We start from the raw sequence: 16,811 nt of genomic DNA on the forward strand, positions 1-16,811 counted from the left end.
CCGGCCCCGACCAGTTTGCGTATCAATGTCGCTCATGGGCAGGGTTCCCGCGCTCTGTTGTCTCTTTCGCATACGGGGCGACCTTCAGCAAGCTGATTACGACACGCTCATAGCTATTTGACACTATTGCGGCCTCAAGCCCTTGTGAGTTCAACGCAATCGTTGCCACGCTTGGCCTTTGCAAATCCTGAGAGCAAGGGGGCGGCGTATGGAGACGGGCAGGCAGGGTTTTATGGCCAACCTGGGCATGGCCCGCAAGCTAGGCCTGGGCTTTGCCTTGGTATTGCTGCTGACCCTGGCGGTGGCCGCTATTGGCATTGCCGCGCTGTACAGCGTCGGCCAGCATTTCGGTGGCCTGCGCCAGCTGGGCCAGTTCAATACCGACCTGCTCAAGCTGCGCCAGCACGAACAGGCCTTTGCCCTGCGCTCCGATATCAAGGAGGCCGACGCCTTGCGCAGCGGCCTGCACAACCTCAGCGAACGCGCCCGTAGCCTGCCGGCACTGGCGGCGGCCGAAGCGGACCTGGCGGCGTATGGCCAGGCCTTCGAAGCCTTTGTCGAAGCGGTGCAGGCCAAGGAGCTGGCGCTGGACATGGCCAGTTGGTCGGTCTCCAGCGTGGCCAACAACCTTGATGTATTGCAGGCTGGCCTGGCCGATGACGGCACCTACACGCTCAAGCAGTCACAAGGCCAGCAAGGCGGGGAGTTTTTGGAGCAGGCCGCGCAGGTGGCCCAGGTATCACGCTTGATGCTGCAGGCCATGGACGAGGCACGCGTGCGCCTGGACCAGAGCCGCAAGGGTGAGGAAGGTGCAGGCGCAGGGCGCATCGCCCAGACAGTTGAAGCGGCAGGGCTGGTCGAGCAGCTCAAGGCGGCGGTCGGCGATGCGGGGTACCAGAGCGTGCTGGGCGAGGTGCAGGGGCATATCACCAGCTTCTCCGACAAACTCAACGAATACACCGACCTGCTCGGCAAAGAGCACGGTATCAAGGCGCAACTGCAGGCGCGTGCCGAGCAGGCTACGCAGCGGGTCGATCAGGCCTATGCGGCGGACGAGCAGGCGATGCAGGCTGAGCTGACGCGCAATGCCGTGGCCATCGCCCTGGCTACCGGCCTGGCGCTGCTGGTGGGCGTGCTGGCGGGGTGGCTGATCACGCGGGCGGTGGTCGGCCCGCTTAAACGGGTGATTGGCCGTGCCCAGCGCATCGCTGCCGGGGAGTTGAGCCTGGACGTGGAAGCTGCGCGCAACGATGAAGTGGGCCAGTTGATGCAGGCCATGCAGCAGATGGCTGCCGGGCTGTCAGGCATCGTCAGCGGCCTGCAGCAGGGCATCGAGCAATTGGCTGGCAGTGCCCAGGCCCTGTCTGCGGTCACCGAGCAGACCAACCGCGAAGTGGGTAGCCAGAAGGAAGAGACCGAGCAGGTGGCGACCGCCATGCAGCAGATGACCGCCACCGTGCACGATGTGGCGCGCAATGCCGAAGAGGCGGCACTGGCGGCCCAGGCCGCTGACGAGAAGGTCGATTCCGGCCAGGTGGTGGTGCGCCAGAGCATGCAGCGTATCGAGCAACTGGCGGCGGCGGCGGATGCTGCCAGCGCGGGTATCGACAGCCTGAGCGCCGAGATCCACACCATTGGCGATGTGCTGGAAGTGATCAAGAGCGTCGCCGAGCAGACCAACCTGCTGGCGCTCAATGCCGCCATCGAAGCGGCGCGGGCGGGCGAGCAGGGGCGTGGTTTTGCCGTAGTGGCCGATGAAGTGCGGGCGCTGGCCCGGCGTACCCGCCAGTCCACCGAGGAGATCGAGCGGTTGGTTGCCAGCCTGCGCGGCAATGCCCAGCAGTCGGTGGCGCAGATCCGTGGCAGTACCGACCTGGTACGCCTGGCGGTGGCCGATGCGCTGCAAACCGAAAGCGCCCTGGGCAGTATTGCGGCGGCGGTGTCGTTGATTCAGCAGATGAACCAGCAGATTGCCGCGGCGGCAGAGCAGCAGAGTTCGGTGGCCGAAGAGATCAGCCGCAGTGTCACGCAGATTCGTGGGAGTGCCGATCAGGCGGCGTTGGCAATGCAGGGTAATGCGCAGTCAAGTATCGAGCTGGCGCAGTTGGGCAGTGACCTTAAGGGGATGGTGGGGCATTTTCGTTTGTGATCGTTTGTACCGGCCCCATCGCCGGCAAGCCGGCTCCCACAGTTACACCGCATGCCTTGAAATCAGTGGTGTACCTGTAGGAGCCGGCTTGCCGGCGATGGGGCCGGTACGGCACCCCTTCGGTCAGGCCCTGCGCGGGTTGAGAATCAGCAGGGTCACCACCCCCGCCACAATCCCCCAGAATGCAGACCCGATCGAAAACAGGGTCAACCCCGACGCCGTCACCATGAAGGTAATCAGCGCTGCCTCCCGCTCGCGCGCCTCACTCATGGCCACCGTCAGGCCGTTCATGATCGAGCCGAACAGCGCCAATGCCGCAATAGACAACACCAGCTCCTTGGGCAACGCAGCGAACAACGCCGCCAGTGTGGCGCCGAATACCCCGGCAATGCCGTAGAAAATCCCGCACCACACTGCCGCTGTATAGCGCTTGCTTGGGTCTTCATGGGCGTGCGGCCCGGTGCAGATCGCTGCGCTGATGGCCGCCAGGTTGACGCCGTGCGAGCCGAACGGGGCCAGCAGCAGTGAGGCAAAGCCCGTGGTGGAGATCAATGGCGAAGCCGGGACCTGATAACCGTCGGCGCGCAACACGGCAACGCCCGGCATGTTTTGCGAGGTCATGGCCACCACGAACAGTGGAATGCCGATGCTGATGGTCGCGGCCAGCGAGAAGCTAGGCGTGGTCCACACCGGTGTGGCCACTTCCAGCCTGAAGCCGCTGAAGTCCAGCAAACCCAGTGCGCCGGACAGCGCGGTGCCCACCAGTAAAGCTGCCAGCACGCAGTAGCGGGGCGACAGGCGTTTGACCAGCAGGTAACTGAAGAACATGCCCAGCACCAGCAGCGTGCGGTGCTGCGCTGCGACGAAGATCTCGCTGCCGATCTTGAACAGGATGCCAGCCAGCAATGCCGAGGCCAGTGATGCCGGGATGCGTTTGACCAGGCGTTCGAAGCTGCCGGTCAGGCCGCAGATGATCACCAGCACGGCACAGGTGATATAGGCACCGATCGCTTCGCCGTAGCTGACCCCGCCCAGGCTGGTGATCAACAGCGCAGCCCCGGGCGTCGACCAGGCCACGGTGATCGGCGTGCGGTAGCGTAGCGACAGGCCGATGCTGCAGACCGCCATGCCGATGGACAGGGCCCAGATCCACGACGAGATCTGCGCCGTGGAAAGGCCCGCAGCCTGGCCAGCCTGGAACATCAGCACCAGCGAGCTGGTGTAGCCGGTGAGCATGGCGATGAAGCCGGCGACGACGGCCGACGTTGAGCTGTCTGCCAGGGGCCGCAGGCGTGCGGAGGTGGCATCGGTCATGGGGTAAGTCCTTGTCCATGTGTAAGCAGTTTTTTCAGACTAACGCGCGCCGGGTTGATTCTTGCCATACAGCGGGCATTGCTTTTAGCCGTACAGTCGCCAACTATTGGGCACGAATGCGCAACTGCATGGGAGGGAGGGGCGATGTACAAAGTCTATGGCGACTACCAGTCGGGCAACTGTTACAAGGTCAAGCTGATGCTGAGTCTGCTGGACAGCCCTTATGAATGGCATCCGGTGGATATCCTCAAGGGGGGGACCGAAACGCCCGAATTTCTGGCGATGAACCCCAATGGCAAGGTGCCGGTGCTGCAGCTCGAGGACGGCACCTGCCTGTGGGAGTCCAACGCCATTCTCAATTTCCTGGCCGATGGCAGCGAGTACCTGCCCAGCGAGCCGCGTTTGCGTACCCAGGTGCTGCAGTGGCAGTTTTTCGAACAGTACAGCCATGAGCCGTACATCGCCGTGGCGCGGTTCATCCAGTTTTACCTGGGTTTGCCTGACGAGCGCGTGGACGAATACCGCAAGCTGCACAAGGGCGGCTACAAGGCATTGAGGGTGATGGAGCGGCAGTTGCAGATGACGCCGTATCTGGTGGGTGAGCAATATTCGATTGCCGATGTGGCGTTGTATGCCTACACCCATGTGGCGCATCAGGGTGGGTTCGACCTGGCCGAGTACCCGGGGGTGCGAGCCTGGCTGGACCGGGTGGCCGCGCATCCTCGGCATGTGCCGATGGTGGGCTGAGCAGGCCTCACAGGTTCCGTAGGAGCGGCCTTGTGTCGCGAAGGGCTGCGCAGCGGCCCCGGCAATTTGTGTTGCTCAGCTGAGTCTTGGGGCCGCTTTGCGGCCCTTTCGCGACACAAGGCCGCTCCTACAGGCGTGAATAGCGACCTTGAGCGCTTCCAGTGTCATCACCACCTGGCTTTGTTCAGCGCGGCCATTTGCACCTTGCAGCGGGTAGGAGCGGCCTTGTGTCGCGAAAGGGCTGCGCAGCGGCCCCGGCAATTTGTGTTGCTCAGCTGAGTCTTGGGGCCGCTTTGCGGCCCTTCGCGACACAAGGCCGCTCCTACAGGCGTGAATAGCGACCTTGAGCGCTTCCAGTGTCATCACCACCTGGCTTTGTTCAGCGCGGCCATTTGCACCTTGCTGCGGGTAGGAGCGGCCTTGTGTCGCGAAAGGGCTGCGCAGCGGCCCCGGCAATTTGTGTTGCTCAGCTGAGTCTTGGGGCCGCTTTGCGGCCCTTTCGCGACACAAGGCCGCTCCTACAGGCGTGAACCGCGACCTTGAGCGCTTCCAGTGTCGTCACCACCTGGCTTTGTTCAGCGCGGCCATTTGCACCTTGCTGCGGGTAGGAGCGGCCTTGTGTCGCGAAAGGGCTGCGCAGCAGCCCCAGGATATCTGTGGCGCCGCTGATATCCTGGGGCCGCTTTGCGGCCCTTCGCGACACAAGGCCGCTCCTACAGGCGTGAATAGCGACCTTGAGCGCTTCCAGTTTCATCACCACCTGGCTTTATTCAGCGCGGCCATTTGCACCTTGCAGCGGGTAGGAGCGGCCTTGTGTCGCGAAAGGGCTGCGCAGCAGCCCCGGCAATTTGTGTTGCTCAGCTGAGTCTTGGGGCCGCTTTGCGGCCCTTCGCGACACAAGGCCGCTCCTACAGGCGTGAACCGCGACCTTGAGCGCTTCCAGTGTCGTCACCACCTGGCTTTGTTCAGCGCGGCCATTTGCACCTTGCTGCGGGTAGGAGCGGCCTTGTGTCGCGAAAGGGCTGCGCAGCAGCCCCAGGATATCTGTGGCGCCGCTGATATCCTGGGGCCGCTTTGCGGCCCTTTCGCGACACAAGGCCGCTCCTACAGGCGTGAATAGCGACCTTGAGCGCTTCCAGTGTCATCACCACCTGGCTTTGTTCAGCGCGGCCATTTGCACCTTGCAGCGGGTAGGAGCGGCCTTGTGTCGCGAAAGGGCTGCGCAGCGGCCCCGGCAATTTGTGTTGCTCAGCTGAGTCTTGGGGCCGCTTTGCGGCCCTTTCGCGACACAAGGCCGCTCCTACAGGCGTGAATAGCGACCTTGAGCGCTTCCAGTGTCATCACCACCTGGCTTTGTTCAGCGCGGCCATTTGCACCTTGCAGCGGGTAGGAGCGGCCTTGTGTCGCGAAAGGGCTGCGCAGCAGCCCCGGCAATTTGTGTTGCTCAGCTGAGTCTTGGGGCCGCTTTGCGGCCCTTTCGCGACACAAGGCCGCTCCTACAGGCGTGAATAGCGACCTTGAGCGCTTCCAGTGTCATCACCACCTGGCTTTGTTCAGCGCGGCCATTTGCACCTTGCAGCGGGTAGGAGCGGCCTTGTGTCGCGAAAGGGCTGCGCAGCGGCCCCGGCAATTTGTGTTGCTCAGCTGAGTCTTGGGGCCGCTTTGCGGCCCTTCGCGACACAAGGCCGCTCCTACAGGCGTGAACCGCGACCTTGAGCGCTTCCAGTGTCGTCACCACCTGGCTTTATTCAGCGCGGCCATTTGCACCTTGCTGCGGGTAGGAGCGGCCTTGTGTCGCGAAAGGGCTGCGCAGCAGCCCCGGCAATTTGTGTTGCTCAGCTGAGTCTTGGGGCCGCTTTGCGGCCCTTTCGCGACACAAGGCCGCTCCTACAAAAAACCGCCTCAGATACTCGCGAAGCGTTTGTCCAGGTAGGCAATGATTGCCTTGGACTCATACATCCAGGTCACGTTGCCTTGCTCTTCGATGCGCAAGCACGGCACCTTCACCCGGCCGCCACCTTCGAGCAGCGCCTGGCGGTGCTCTGGGTCGTTCTTGGCATCGCGCAATGCCACTGGCACGTTCAGGCGGTGCAGGGTGCGGCGGGTTTTCACGCAGAACGGGCACGCATGGAACTGGTACAGCGCAAGGCCCTTGGCCTGCTGCTCGACATGCGCCTGGGCCGCGGCATCACGCTTGCGCTTGGCCGGGCGGCTGATCAGGTCGCCGAACACGATGAGCTGGCCGAGGCCAACCCGCAAGGCTTTGACGATCATCTGCAACTCCTGAAAATAAAAAGCCGACCCACAGGGCCGGCTCGGGTCACGCGCCGATCATTTGATCAGGCCGAGGAACTCCATGCGCGTGGCCGGGTTGTCGCGGAATTCGCCGAGCATCACCGAGGTGAGCATGGTCGAGTTCTGCTTCTCTACACCGCGCATCATCATGCACATGTGCTTGGCTTCGATAACCACCGCCACACCCGCAGCGCCGGTCACCTGCTGCACGGCCTCGGCGATCTGGCGGCTGAGGTTTTCCTGGATCTGCAGGCGGCGGGCGAACATGTCGACGATCCGTGCGACCTTGGACAGGCCCAGTACCTTGCCTTTGGGCAGGTAGGCCACGTGCGCCTTGCCGATGAACGGCAGCATGTGGTGTTCACACATCGAATACAGCTCGATGTCCCGGACCAGCACCATTTCGCTGTTGTCGGAGGTGAACAGTGCGCCGTTGGTCACTTCTTCCAGCGTCTGCTCATAACCGCGGCAAAGGTATTTCATGGCCTTTGCAGCCCGCTTGGGCGTGTCGAGCAGGCCCTCACGGGAGACGTCCTCGCCGATCTGGCTGAGGATCTCGGTGTAGTTCTGTTCCAGGGACATGTATCTACCTGTGGGAAAAAATCGCAAAAACGAAGGTTACGGCGGCAAAGCCTGCGCTGCAAGCGCGGCGTTACTCGTCGCGGCCTTCCATCATGGTTCGTTTGAGCATTACGTACACGGCACCGGTGCCGCCGTGGCGGGCCTGGCAGGAGGCGAAACCGAGCACCTGCGGGTGCTGGCGCAGCCAGGTGTTGACGTGGCTCTTGATCATCGGGCGCTTGCCATCCAGGCGCGCGGCCTTGCCGTGGGTCACGCGTACGCAGCGTACTTCCAGCTTGGTGGCCTCGGCAATGAAAGCCCACAGGGTTTCGCGGGCCTTCTCGACAGTCATGCCGTGCAGGTCGAGGCTGCCCTCGAAGGCGATCTGGCCGAGCTTGAGCTTGCGCAGCTGGGTTTCCTGCACGCCGTCGCGGCGCCACATCAACTCGTCTTCGGCACCCACGTCGATGACGAACTGGTCGGACAGGCCGTCAATCACCAACGGCTGGTCACTGCGCACGGTCGCCGCCTGGCGCAGGCCGGCCAGCTGCTTGCGGTCAGCCTTGGGTTTGCCGACCTCGGCACGGTCGTGCTTGATCGGCTTGACGCCGCGCACCTCGGCGCTGAACAGGGAAAAATCGTCGTCTTGCATGGGGCCTCCACGTGGGCGGCGTAGTTTACGCGATCAACCCTGTGGCGTCAGCAATGGCCCTGCCGCCGGCAGGGCCAGGAGGCTTCAGCAAAGCCTTCAGTCGTGCTTCTTCATAAGGTGCGGCGACATGTTCAGCTCCCGACCACGGCGCAGGCGAATGCGGCTGCGCCGCCAGAAGCGCACGCCCAGGTACAGGAGCAACAGCCCGACCACGCTCAGGGTTATCGAAAGCGGGCGGTTGGCATTGAGCTCGGCAAAGGCCGGGTAATTACCGAGCAACCCGGCGATGCCGGCCATGGCCAGCAGCACACCGAACGTGGCAAGCAGCGCCGACAGGCCTGCGGCCAAGCGTGCGCCCCAGTTGCTTGGCTCGCGCTGGCGCAGGCGTTTGGCGTCGAAACTGCCTTTGAGCTTCATTCCGATTTCCTCTGTGGATATCCGGAATTCGACCCGCAACCGGCCCCCGGGTTCCGCCCGGCAGCCGGGCGGTGGTCAGCTCGCCAGGCTCAGATCAGGCTGGCGGTGGGGGCGACGCAGGCGAAGTTGTCGGCCATTACGGCCATTTCGCACTCGTGAATCTGCGCAGCGGGAATCACGCGGTCTTTCAAGGCCAGGTCGCGGGTCGCCGAAGCGTCTTGCACCAGGGTGCAACGATAACCATAGTCCTTGGCCCGGCGCACGGTGGTGCTGACGCTGGAATGGCTCATGAAACCGCAGACGATCAGGTCCAGGTGCCCCAGCTCCTGCAGGGTTTCGTGCAGCTTGGTGTTCTTGAACGCGTTGGGCATGCGCTTTTCGATGATTATTTCACCGTCGCGTGGCTCCAGCCCCGGGATGAATTCACCAGCGGGGCCTTGCGGGTCGAAGCGACCGCCGACGGTACCGAGGTGGCGGACGTGGATGATCGGACGGCCGGCCTTGCGGGCGGCGTCGAGCAACCTGGCGATGTTGGCCACGGCCTCGTCCATGCCCGACAGCGCGAGGGGACCACTGAGGTACTCTTTTTGCGCATCGATGACGATCAGGCTGGCTTGGCTCAGCTTGGCCGGCGGGTAATCGCGGCCAGTGAGGCGGAACATCGTGGTTGGAACGGACATCAAGGGCTCCTTGGAAGGGCTTTTGTATACCTATTCTCCCTTGCCTTGGCGCCAATGGGAATGGTTGACATCGAAACCGGCGCAGTTACTGGCCTGTGGCTACCCGCTGGGCGATCCGCAGGAACATTTGTGTGGTGCGGGCTGTTAGACTTTTGTCCAGATCTGAATAGGAGTACCCCGTGATCACATCTCGTCTGCGCACCTTGCGCGACCATATCCGCTGGGCGGTCAGCCGCTTCCACGAGCACGAGCTGTTCTTCGGCCACGGTGCCGACAACGCCTGGGATGAAGCCCGCCTGCTGGTGCTGGGCGCCGTGCACCTGCCGTGGGAAATCGCTGACAGCTACCTGGATTGCCAGCTTGAGGACGACGAGCGTGTACGCCTGCAGCACCTGCTCAAGCGCCGTATCGAAGACCGTGTACCCACTGCCTACCTGCTGGGTGAGGCGTGGTTCTGCGGCATGTCGTTCATCGTTGACGAGCGTGTGCTGGTACCGCGTTCGCCAATCGGTGAGCTGATCGAAAAACGCTTCGAGCCATGGCTGGCCAACGAGCCTGCGCGCATTCTCGACCTGTGCACGGGCTCCGGTTGCATCGGGATCGTGGCGGCCGAGGTGTTCCCCGAGGCCGAGGTGGTATTGGCCGACCTGTCCTTCGAAGCGCTCGAAGTGGCCAACCAGAACATCGAGCGCCATGGCCTGGACGAGCGTGTGTACACGGTGCAGGGCGACGGTTTCGCGGGCCTGCCGGGGCAGCGCTTCGACTTGATCCTGTCCAACCCGCCGTATGTCGATGCCGAGGACTTCGGCGACATGCCGGCCGAGTATCACCATGAGCCGGAGATGGGCCTGGCCTGCGGCAACGATGGCCTGGACCTGGTGCGGCGCATGCTGGCCGAGGCAGCCGAGCACCTGAGCGAGAAGGGCCTGCTGATTGTCGAGGTGGGCAATAGCCAGGTGCATGTCGAGGCGCTGTACCCGGAGGTCGACTTCGCCTGGCTGGACTTCGAGCGCGGTGGGCATGGGGTGTTCATGCTGACGGCGGAGCAGTGCCGGCAGCATCAGGAGCTGTTCAAGGCCCGCGTTTGATAGGGCCTTGACAGGGCGGGGGCATGTCTTGGTTGCACGGTCTCAAAACCGCTGTAACACCCATGGCATGCGCCCACTTGCTCTAGCGGGTGGCAATCCAGATCAACAACCCAGCCTGGAACACCGCAAACGCCACCAGGCAGGTAATGGTAAAGCGCAGCCCGCTGTCCTCGCGCTGGTACTTGGCCACCCGCTCATCGCGCTCGCGCAGTTGCGCCTCCTTCTCCAGAAGGTTTTGCTCGGCCTGCTGCAGCATCCCGGCCGCCTCGAGCATGGCCACCCGCTGCACCTTCTCACTGTTCCAGCCGCCCTTGAGCTGGCCCACCGTGGCTTCGACAGTACGGCCTTTGAGGTGCTGCCCGTCGGCGTACTCCACCTCGATGCCGGTCGCGCTCAGGAAGCGGTCACGGCGCAGGCGCGTGTCTTCGTTCAGGGCATCCTTGTTCGGTAGCGCCATGCCTTCGATGTGGTAGTGCGACCACTTGCGCTGCAGCCATTGCACGGCCTGGGCCAGCATGAAACGCCCCAAGCCGCGGTTCAGTGGCTCCAGCTGCAGGCCGCTGTCGCTGCCGATGCTCACCCGCCGCTCAAGGTGGTCGACCCGCACATCCAGATGGTTCTGCTCCTTGCGCACCTTCTGCCCGGGCAGGCGGATTTCCATGCGCAGCAGGCTGTGCGCCTTGTCGTGGCGCTCGGCATGGCCGAACTCGACGAAACGCAGCGGCCGTGCGCCGCTGTTGCGGTCGGTAGGCAGCGGCGCCAGGCGCAGCAACTGAAAGTGTTCTACTGCCAGGTCAGCCCAGGGCAGCACTGGGCTTTCCGGGGCTTGCGGCTCTTCGGCCGGCTCTACGGCGGCGGGGGCATCGGTCATCAGGGCGTTCTCACATGCAAGCCAATACCGAGCTTATCGGCCGTATCGCCCAGGACCTGAGGCCATTGTGCGGCGATCTCCTCAGGCTGAGGGCAATTGATGAATGAACGTCACCACCCGCTCACCCAACTCACGGGCCAGCGGCAGTTCAGGGTTCAGGTAGCTGTCGCGCTGCTCGCTCATGGCCTTGGGGCTGATGCGCAGCATGTGGTTCATGCCGTCGATCAGTACCAGTTGGGCATCGGGTTTGGCCGCCTTCAGGCGCTCGGCGTCGGCCACATCGACCTGCACGTCGTTGCGGCCCTGGATGATCAGCGCAGGCATCGGCAGGCGGGCGAAGGCCTTGGCCGGGTCTTGCCGGAACAGTGAGATCAGGTAGGGCTGCACGCTGGGGCGGAATACCTGGCGCAGGGGGGCGGGGACATCCAGGCTGGTCTGCCCGGCCTGCAGGCGTTCGAGCAGGGCGCTGCTGCGGGCCAGTTGCGCTGGCGGCATGCGTTGCGCCAGTTGTTCGCGCAGCACATCGGCGATGGGCCGGCCGCTGCCAGCCAGGGTGATGACGGCGCTGGCGCCGGCCTGCTCGGCGGCCAGGCTGGCGATCAGGGCGCCTTCGCTGTGGCCGACCAGTATCAGCGGGCCGAAGCGCGGGTCGGCCTTGAGCTTGCGGCTCCAGGCCACCACATCAGCGACGTAGCGCTCGACACTGAGGTTGCGCTCATCGGGCGTGGCCGGCAGGCTGGCGGCCACACCGCGCTTGTCGTAGCGCACGCTGGCAATGTGCTCGTTGGCCAGCAGCAGCGCCAGGCGTTTGAGGTTGTCGATACGCCCAGAGGCCGGGTTGTTGCCATCGCGGTCGGTAGGGCCGGAGCCGGCGATGATCAACACCACAGGGGGCGGGGTGGCCTGTTGCGGCAACAGCAGGCTGCCATGCAGCACACCTTGCCCGGTGTCCAGGTCGATAGGGCGTTGCAGGACGGTGGGTGAGGCTGCCTGGGCAAGGCCGGTGCACAGCAGGAGGAAGAAGGCGACGAGGCGCGGCATCATGCGGTACTACATGGGGAGATGAGCGTTTGACCCACCGTTCATGGGAAGGTTCGGCAGGTGGCCTGGCCATGATCGCCTATCGCCGGCAAGCCGGTGACAGGGCGCTCACAGACCACCATTCCATCTGTATACTGCTGCTTTCGTCAACCTCAGGCAGACTCGCGGAGCGTCCATGTCCGGCAATACCTACGGCAAGCTGTTCACTGTCACCACCGCTGGCGAAAGCCATGGCCCGGCGTTGGTCGCCATTGTCGATGGCTGCCCTCCGGGCCTGGAAATCTCCCTCGCCGACCTGCAACACGACCTCGACCGGCGCAAGCCCGGCACCAGCCGTCACACCACCCAGCGCCAGGAACCCGACGAAGTGGAGATCCTCTCCGGCGTGTTCGAAGGCCGTACCACCGGCTGCTCGATCGGGCTGCTGATCCGCAACACCGACCAGAAGTCCAAGGACTACTCGGCGATAAAAGACCTGTTCCGCCCGGCACACGCCGACTACACCTACCACCACAAGTATGGCATCCGCGACTACCGCGGCGGTGGCCGCAGCTCGGCCCGCGAGACCGCCATGCGCGTGGCGGCCGGTGCCATCGCCAAGAAGTACCTGGCCACCCAGGGCATCCAGGTGCGCGGCTACATGAGCCAGCTAGGGCCGATCGAAATCCCCTTCAAGACCTGGGATTCGGTGCAGGACAACGCCTTCTTCAGCCCCGACCCGGACAAGGTGCCGGAGCTTGAGGCCTACATGGACCAGCTGCGCCGCGATCAGGACTCGGTCGGGGCAAAAATCACCGTGGTGGCCGAAGGCGTGATGCCAGGCCTGGGCGAGCCGATCTTCGACCGCCTGGACGCGGAGCTGGCCCATGCGCTGATGAGCATCAACGCGGTCAAGGGTGTTGAAATCGGTGCCGGCTTCGCCAGCATCGCCCAGCGCGGCACCGAGCACCGCGACGAGCTGACCCCCGAAGGCTTCCTCAGCAATAACGCGGGCGGGATTCTGGGCGGTATCAGCTCTGGCCAGCCGATCGTCGCCCACCTGGCGCTCAAACCGACCTCGAGCATCACCGTGCCGGGCCGCTCCATCGACGTGGACGGCAACCCGGTCGATGTCATCACCAAGGGCCGTCACGACCCGTGCGTTGGCATCCGCGCCACGCCGATCGCCGAAGCGATGATGGCTATCGTGCTGATGGATCACCTGTTGCGTCACCGGGCGCAGAATGCCGAGGTGAAGGTCGCAACTCCGGTTCTGGGCCAGCTCTGATTCGCAAGTACCGGCCCTATCGCCGGCAAGCCGGCTCCCACACGGGCAGCATGGGCGCCGGCTTGAACCGGCTCCACAGGTGCAGTGTAGGAGCCGGCTTGCCGGCGATAGGGCCGGTACAGGCAATACCCCATTCCGGCTGAGCCCTGATGAATCCGATCCCCTACTGGCGCCTGTCCAGCTTCTACCTTTTCTACTTCGCTCTGCTGGGTTCGACAGCCCCGTTCCTGGCCCTGTACTTCGACCACCTCGGCTTCCCCCCGGCGCGTATCGGCGAGCTGGTAGCCATCCCCATGCTGATGCGCTGCATCGCCCCCAACCTGTGGGGCTGGCTGGGTGATCGCAGCGGCCAGCGGCTGCTGATCGTGCGCCTCGGCGCGCTGTGTACCCTGGCCACCTTTTCGCTGATCTTCTTCGGCAAGAGCTACGCCTGGCTGGCGCTGGTGATGGCCCTGCACGCGTTCTTCTGGCACGCGGTGCTGCCGCAGTTCGAGGTCATCACCCTGGCCCACCTGCACGGGCAGACGGCGCGCTACAGTCAGGTGCGCCTGTGGGGCTCGATCGGTTTCATCCTCACCGTGGTCGGCCTTGGGCGGTTGTTCGAATGGCTGAGCCTGGATATCTACCCGGTCGCCCTGGTAACCATCATGGCGGGCATTGTCGCGGCCAGCCTGTGGGTGCCCAATGCCCAACCGGTGGAGCAGGGCGAGCGGCGCGACGCGGGCGGCTTTCTGCGCCAGTTGCGGGCGCCTGGGGTGGTTGGCTTCTACCTGTGCGTGGCCTTGATGCAGCTCAGCCACGGGCCTTACTACACCTTCCTCACGTTGCACCTGGAACACCTGGGCTACAGCCGCGGCGCCATCGGCCTGCTGTGGGCGTTGGGGGTGGTGGCCGAAGTGCTGATCTTCATGGTCATGAGCCGCATCTTCACGCGCTTCAGCGTGCAGCAGGTGCTACTGGCCAGCTTCCTGTTGGCCGCCCTGCGCTGGCTGCTGCTGGGCAACCTGGCGGGCGAGCCGGGTGTGCTGATCTTCGCCCAGGTGCTGCACGCAGCCACGTTCGGCTGCTTCCACGCTGCCTCCATCGCCTTCGTCCAGGCCAGTTTCGGCGCACGTCAGCAAGGCCAGGGCCAGGCATTGTATGCCGCGCTGTCTGGCACCGGCGGTGCGCTGGGGGCGTTGTATTCGGGCTACAGCTGGAAGCTGCTGGGCCCCACCTTCACCTTTGGTATGGCCAGCGCCGCAGCGCTCGCGGCAGCCGTTATCATTGCCACTCGTTTGAAATCGACCAGGACCAGCCGCTGATGAGTATCCTCTGTGTATTCCACCCGTCCAGCCCGGCCTTGCCGAACAAGGTACTGACCCACCACGACGACATCACCGCAACGCTGGCAGAGCAGGGCGTGCGTTTTGACCACGCTGCGCTGGAGCTGCGCATACGGCCAGGCAGCAGCCAGGATGAAGTAATGAGCGCCTGCCGCGAACACCTTGACCGGTTGATGACTGCCCAGGGCTGCGCAGCGTTCAGTGTGCTCAACCGCGACGGTGCCGACCCGGCACAGGTCGACCTGCGCGATGAGCATGTGCATGAGGTTGATGAAGTATTTGCCGTAGTCACAGGTCGTGCCCAGATCGGGCTTCGCCTGGGTGACTATGTGTATGCGCTGGTGTGTGAGAAAGGCGACCAACTGGTGATTCCGGCAGGGAGCCGGCGCTGGGTGGAGCTGGGGGACAACCCGTTCTGCCTGGCGCTGCGGCTGTACGCCAGCGAACAGGGCATGCAGGCGCGCTTTACCGGGGATGATACTGCGCGTGCGTACGCCGGGATCGACGAGTTCTAGTGTCCGCTCCGGCCCCTCGCGGGCAAGCCTGTGCCTGCAGGTACCCCGCCATCCCTATGGGCAATGCAGTACCTGTGGGCGCAGGTTTACCCGCGAAGCGGCCGGTGCAGACAAAACTCAACGGTAGGTCGGCAACGCGAAGCGCTGCTGGCTCTGCAGCATCGAAATCACCGGCAGTTCACTGGCTTGCTCGGCCAGGTCGCGGCGAATGGCGCTGATTGCCCAAGACAGCTGTTCGGCGCTGTGCAGTTGCCCGTAGGTCAGCACACGGCGGGTAACCCTGCCATCGGTGGCACGCAGCGTCAGCAGGATGCCGCCGTCGGGGCGAGGCTGGGTGGTGACCTGATAGGCCGAGAACACCGAGACGAACTTTTCCTGAATGAGGTCCATATCAACTCCTGACTGATGTGTGGGCAGACGTGAGTTGATAGTTGCAGTGAACGTGCCAGAACTCGGTTCTTATAAAAATCCTTTATTTTCAATGCCTTAGCATTGTTTCCTGGAGGGTGGTGCCGTGCAGGCTGCATGGTCGTGCATTTTGCACAGTGCAATTTGCACGAGCCGGCCAATGCCTATCGGCGCTATAGATTCTGAACCTTTGACCTGCTGGGCTTGCCTGACAAACACTTGGGCAATCTTTTCTGACAGGAGGTTCCAGATGTCTGAACAACAAGCACCCGCCGCCATGACCGATGACGAGACCGCGGCATTCGCCGAGCAGGTCTTCGAGCGTGCCCGTCAGGGGGATGCCGAGATGCTCGAGCGTCTTCTGGCCAGTGGCTTGCCAGCCAATCTGCGCAACCACAACGGCGACACGCTGCTGATGCTAGCCTGCTACCATGGCCACCATGAAGCGGTTCGCGTATTGCTGAGCCATGGTGCCGACCCGCTTGTTGCCAACGACAACGGCCAACTTCCGATCGCTGGTGCGGCGTTCAAGGGTGACCTGGCGATGATCCGGCTGTTGCTGGAAAACGGCGTGCCGGTCGACGCCGCTGCGCAGGACGGGCGTACTGCACTGATGCTGGCGGCCATGTTCAACCGTGTAGAGATTCTTGACTACCTGCTGGCCCAAGGCGCCGACCCGGCACACCAGGATGCGCGCGGCGCCACCGCGCTGATGGCGGCGCACACCATGGGCGCAGCCGATACCGCAGCGCGCCTGCAGGCGCTTGCAGGCTAACCGCCCGGGGGCGTTTGCGGCTATCCTTGGCGACTTTTCACCCGTCGCAGGCCCCCTTCATGAAAAACCAGTTGCTCGAATTCATCAGCCTCATCGGCGCCGGCTGCATGCGCGATGAAGACATCGAGCGCATCGCCGACGAGGCCGCGCAGGCCTACGCCGACCCCGCTGCCTTCCTCGCCGCCAACCCGGACATCAACTACGACGACAGCTTCCCCATCCCGCTGGGCGAGTGGGTGGTGCTTGGTAGCCTGCCCGACACCGTTGTGTTCCAGGCCGACAGCTATCAGGAGCTGTTCCAGCACATCAGCGATTCGTTCGACAAGAGCGTGCCGTTCACCCTCAAGCCCAAGCAACTGGCGCGTACCGAGCCGTTGACGGCGCTCAACCGCATCCAGGTGCAAATGGCGGCGCTGAACAAAGAGGCCGGTGGTTATGTGCTGCTCAACTTCAGCCAGTTGCTCGATGATGAGTTGCAAGTGGTGATGGTCGGCCAGAACGACCTGGCGCGTGTGCTGGAGCTGGGTGCTGAACTGCGTATCAAGGTAGAGCCGGCCTTAGAGGCGCTCAAGGTGGCCGTTCACAGCTGAATCGGATGTAGGAGCGGCCTTGTGTCGCGAAAGGGCCGCAAAGCGGCCCCAGGTCTCAGCAGCGCAACACAAATTGCTGGGTCTGCTGCGCAGCCCTTTCGCGACACGAGGCCGCT

At 63.8% G+C, this 16,811-nt stretch carries 18 protein-coding genes and 1 pseudogene; 9 read left to right on the forward strand and 10 right to left on the reverse strand.

Annotated features, from left to right (window positions below; all coding sequences use genetic code 11):
• Window positions 1-1,063: 1,063 nt before the first annotated feature.
• Window positions 1,064-1,288: pseudogene (locus JET17_RS27710) on the forward strand (HAMP domain-containing protein); the annotation flags it as partial.
• Window positions 1,286-2,149 carry a methyl-accepting chemotaxis protein gene (locus JET17_RS27715; protein ID WP_371928088.1) on the forward strand — a complete coding sequence of 288 codons (864 nt, stop codon included), beginning with the start codon at window positions 1,286-1,288 and terminating at the stop codon, window positions 2,147-2,149. The pseudogene JET17_RS27710 and the gene JET17_RS27715, both read left to right, overlap by 3 nt.
• Before the next feature lie 123 nt (window positions 2,150-2,272).
• On the opposite strand, the gene JET17_RS07220 is transcribed toward JET17_RS27715, so the two are convergent.
• Window positions 2,273-3,463 carry a benzoate/H(+) symporter BenE family transporter gene (locus JET17_RS07220; protein WP_012313340.1) on the reverse strand — a complete coding sequence of 397 codons (1,191 nt, stop codon included), beginning with the start codon at window positions 3,461-3,463 and terminating at the stop codon, window positions 2,273-2,275.
• A 144-nt stretch (window positions 3,464-3,607) separates the two neighbouring features.
• Between JET17_RS07220 and JET17_RS07225 the strand changes: the two genes are divergently transcribed.
• On the forward strand, window positions 3,608-4,210 hold the full coding sequence (locus JET17_RS07225) for a glutathione S-transferase family protein (protein WP_012313341.1): 603 nt from the start codon (window positions 3,608-3,610) through the stop codon (window positions 4,208-4,210).
• 466 nt (window positions 4,211-4,676) lie between these two features.
• Here JET17_RS07225 and JET17_RS07230 read toward each other — a convergent pair whose 3' ends face one another.
• From JET17_RS07230 to JET17_RS07255, 6 genes are all read right to left on the reverse strand, one after another.
• The gene (locus tag JET17_RS07230) at window positions 4,677-4,964 is read right to left on the reverse strand and encodes a hypothetical protein (protein ID WP_042111249.1); all 288 of its coding nucleotides are present in this window, start codon (window positions 4,962-4,964) and stop codon (window positions 4,677-4,679) included.
• Window positions 4,965-6,112: 1,148 nt separating this feature from the next.
• On the reverse strand, window positions 6,113-6,484 hold the full coding sequence (locus JET17_RS07235; protein WP_012313342.1) for a glutaredoxin family protein: 372 nt from the start codon (window positions 6,482-6,484) through the stop codon (window positions 6,113-6,115).
• Window positions 6,485-6,541: 57 nt separating this feature from the next.
• Complete coding sequence (gene folE, locus JET17_RS07240; RefSeq protein WP_012313343.1) at window positions 6,542-7,087, reverse strand: GTP cyclohydrolase I FolE; 546 nt, start codon at window positions 7,085-7,087, stop codon at window positions 6,542-6,544.
• 70 nt (window positions 7,088-7,157) lie between these two features.
• The gene (locus JET17_RS07245) at window positions 7,158-7,718 is read right to left on the reverse strand and encodes a Smr/MutS family protein (RefSeq protein ID WP_012313344.1); all 561 of its coding nucleotides are present in this window, start codon (window positions 7,716-7,718) and stop codon (window positions 7,158-7,160) included.
• Window positions 7,719-7,814: 96 nt separating this feature from the next.
• Window positions 7,815-8,135, reverse strand: coding sequence for a hypothetical protein (locus JET17_RS07250; protein WP_012313345.1), 321 nt, complete (start codon window positions 8,133-8,135; stop codon window positions 7,815-7,817).
• 89 nt (window positions 8,136-8,224) lie between these two features.
• The gene (locus JET17_RS07255; RefSeq protein ID WP_012313346.1) at window positions 8,225-8,815 is read right to left on the reverse strand and encodes a cysteine hydrolase family protein; all 591 of its coding nucleotides are present in this window, start codon (window positions 8,813-8,815) and stop codon (window positions 8,225-8,227) included.
• A 179-nt stretch (window positions 8,816-8,994) separates the two neighbouring features.
• On the opposite strand from JET17_RS07255, the gene prmB reads away from it, so the two are divergent.
• Window positions 8,995-9,903 carry a 50S ribosomal protein L3 N(5)-glutamine methyltransferase gene (prmB, locus tag JET17_RS07260; RefSeq protein ID WP_012313347.1) on the forward strand — a complete coding sequence of 303 codons (909 nt, stop codon included), beginning with the start codon at window positions 8,995-8,997 and terminating at the stop codon, window positions 9,901-9,903.
• Between the two features lie 82 nt (window positions 9,904-9,985).
• Here prmB and JET17_RS07265 read toward each other — a convergent pair whose 3' ends face one another.
• On the reverse strand, window positions 9,986-10,774 hold the full coding sequence (locus JET17_RS07265) for a hypothetical protein (protein WP_012313348.1): 789 nt from the start codon (window positions 10,772-10,774) through the stop codon (window positions 9,986-9,988).
• Between the two features lie 81 nt (window positions 10,775-10,855).
• On the reverse strand, window positions 10,856-11,818 hold the full coding sequence (locus JET17_RS07270; RefSeq protein ID WP_012313349.1) for an alpha/beta hydrolase: 963 nt from the start codon (window positions 11,816-11,818) through the stop codon (window positions 10,856-10,858).
• A gap of 172 nt (window positions 11,819-11,990) precedes the next feature.
• Here JET17_RS07270 and aroC point away from each other — a divergent pair, with 172 nt between their 5' ends.
• The 3 genes from aroC (at window position 11,991) to JET17_RS07285 (ending at window position 14,922) form a co-directional block, all read left to right on the forward strand.
• Window positions 11,991-13,082, forward strand: coding sequence for a chorismate synthase (gene aroC, locus JET17_RS07275; RefSeq protein WP_012313350.1), 1,092 nt, complete (start codon window positions 11,991-11,993; stop codon window positions 13,080-13,082).
• Window positions 13,083-13,231: 149 nt separating this feature from the next.
• On the forward strand, window positions 13,232-14,386 hold the full coding sequence (locus JET17_RS07280; RefSeq protein WP_012313351.1) for an MFS transporter: 1,155 nt from the start codon (window positions 13,232-13,234) through the stop codon (window positions 14,384-14,386).
• Complete coding sequence (locus JET17_RS07285) at window positions 14,386-14,922, forward strand: oxidase (protein WP_012313352.1); 537 nt, start codon at window positions 14,386-14,388, stop codon at window positions 14,920-14,922. Before JET17_RS07280 ends, JET17_RS07285 begins: the two co-directional genes overlap by 1 nt.
• A 117-nt stretch (window positions 14,923-15,039) precedes the next feature.
• Here JET17_RS07285 and JET17_RS07290 read toward each other — a convergent pair whose 3' ends face one another.
• On the reverse strand, window positions 15,040-15,312 hold the full coding sequence (locus JET17_RS07290; RefSeq protein ID WP_012313353.1) for a DUF3509 domain-containing protein: 273 nt from the start codon (window positions 15,310-15,312) through the stop codon (window positions 15,040-15,042).
• Window positions 15,313-15,580: 268 nt separating this feature from the next.
• Here JET17_RS07290 and JET17_RS07295 point away from each other — a divergent pair, with 268 nt between their 5' ends.
• Complete coding sequence (locus JET17_RS07295) at window positions 15,581-16,105, forward strand: ankyrin repeat domain-containing protein (RefSeq protein WP_012313354.1); 525 nt, start codon at window positions 15,581-15,583, stop codon at window positions 16,103-16,105.
• 59 nt (window positions 16,106-16,164) lie between these two features.
• Window positions 16,165-16,695, forward strand: coding sequence for a hypothetical protein (locus tag JET17_RS07300; protein WP_012313355.1), 531 nt, complete (start codon window positions 16,165-16,167; stop codon window positions 16,693-16,695).
• Window positions 16,696-16,811: the final 116 nt, after the last annotated feature.

The organism is Pseudomonas putida (assembly GCF_016406145.1).
Classification (GTDB): domain Bacteria; phylum Pseudomonadota; class Gammaproteobacteria; order Pseudomonadales; family Pseudomonadaceae; genus Aquipseudomonas; species Aquipseudomonas putida_E.

Excerpts from the sequence above, each read along its gene's own strand:
- JET17_RS07295 (WP_012313354.1), top strand. The coding sequence starts at position 15,581 with ATGTCTGAACAACAAGCACCCGCCGCCATGACCGATGACGAGACCGCG.
- JET17_RS07300 (WP_012313355.1), top strand. The coding sequence starts at position 16,165 with ATGAAAAACCAGTTGCTCGAATTCATCAGCCTCATCGGCGCCGGCTGC.
- JET17_RS07225 (WP_012313341.1), top strand. The coding sequence starts at position 3,608 with ATGTACAAAGTCTATGGCGACTACCAGTCGGGCAACTGTTACAAGGTC.
- JET17_RS27715 (WP_371928088.1), top strand. The coding sequence starts at position 1,286 with ATGGCTGCCGGGCTGTCAGGCATCGTCAGCGGCCTGCAGCAGGGCATC.
- JET17_RS07285 (WP_012313352.1), top strand. The coding sequence starts at position 14,386 with ATGAGTATCCTCTGTGTATTCCACCCGTCCAGCCCGGCCTTGCCGAAC.
- JET17_RS07290 (WP_012313353.1), bottom strand. The coding sequence starts at position 15,312 with ATGGACCTCATTCAGGAAAAGTTCGTCTCGGTGTTCTCGGCCTATCAG.
- JET17_RS07250 (WP_012313345.1), bottom strand. The coding sequence starts at position 8,135 with ATGAAGCTCAAAGGCAGTTTCGACGCCAAACGCCTGCGCCAGCGCGAG.
- aroC (WP_012313350.1), top strand. The coding sequence starts at position 11,991 with ATGTCCGGCAATACCTACGGCAAGCTGTTCACTGTCACCACCGCTGGC.
- JET17_RS07265 (WP_012313348.1), bottom strand. The coding sequence starts at position 10,774 with ATGACCGATGCCCCCGCCGCCGTAGAGCCGGCCGAAGAGCCGCAAGCC.
- JET17_RS07270 (WP_012313349.1), bottom strand. The coding sequence starts at position 11,818 with ATGATGCCGCGCCTCGTCGCCTTCTTCCTCCTGCTGTGCACCGGCCTT.
- JET17_RS07245 (WP_012313344.1), bottom strand. The coding sequence starts at position 7,718 with ATGCAAGACGACGATTTTTCCCTGTTCAGCGCCGAGGTGCGCGGCGTC.
- folE (WP_012313343.1), bottom strand. The coding sequence starts at position 7,087 with ATGTCCCTGGAACAGAACTACACCGAGATCCTCAGCCAGATCGGCGAG.
- JET17_RS07220 (WP_012313340.1), bottom strand. The coding sequence starts at position 3,463 with ATGACCGATGCCACCTCCGCACGCCTGCGGCCCCTGGCAGACAGCTCA.
- JET17_RS07230 (WP_042111249.1), bottom strand. The coding sequence starts at position 4,964 with ATGAAACTGGAAGCGCTCAAGGTCGCTATTCACGCCTGTAGGAGCGGC.
- JET17_RS07255 (WP_012313346.1), bottom strand. The coding sequence starts at position 8,815 with ATGTCCGTTCCAACCACGATGTTCCGCCTCACTGGCCGCGATTACCCG.
- JET17_RS07280 (WP_012313351.1), top strand. The coding sequence starts at position 13,232 with ATGAATCCGATCCCCTACTGGCGCCTGTCCAGCTTCTACCTTTTCTAC.
- JET17_RS07235 (WP_012313342.1), bottom strand. The coding sequence starts at position 6,484 with ATGATCGTCAAAGCCTTGCGGGTTGGCCTCGGCCAGCTCATCGTGTTC.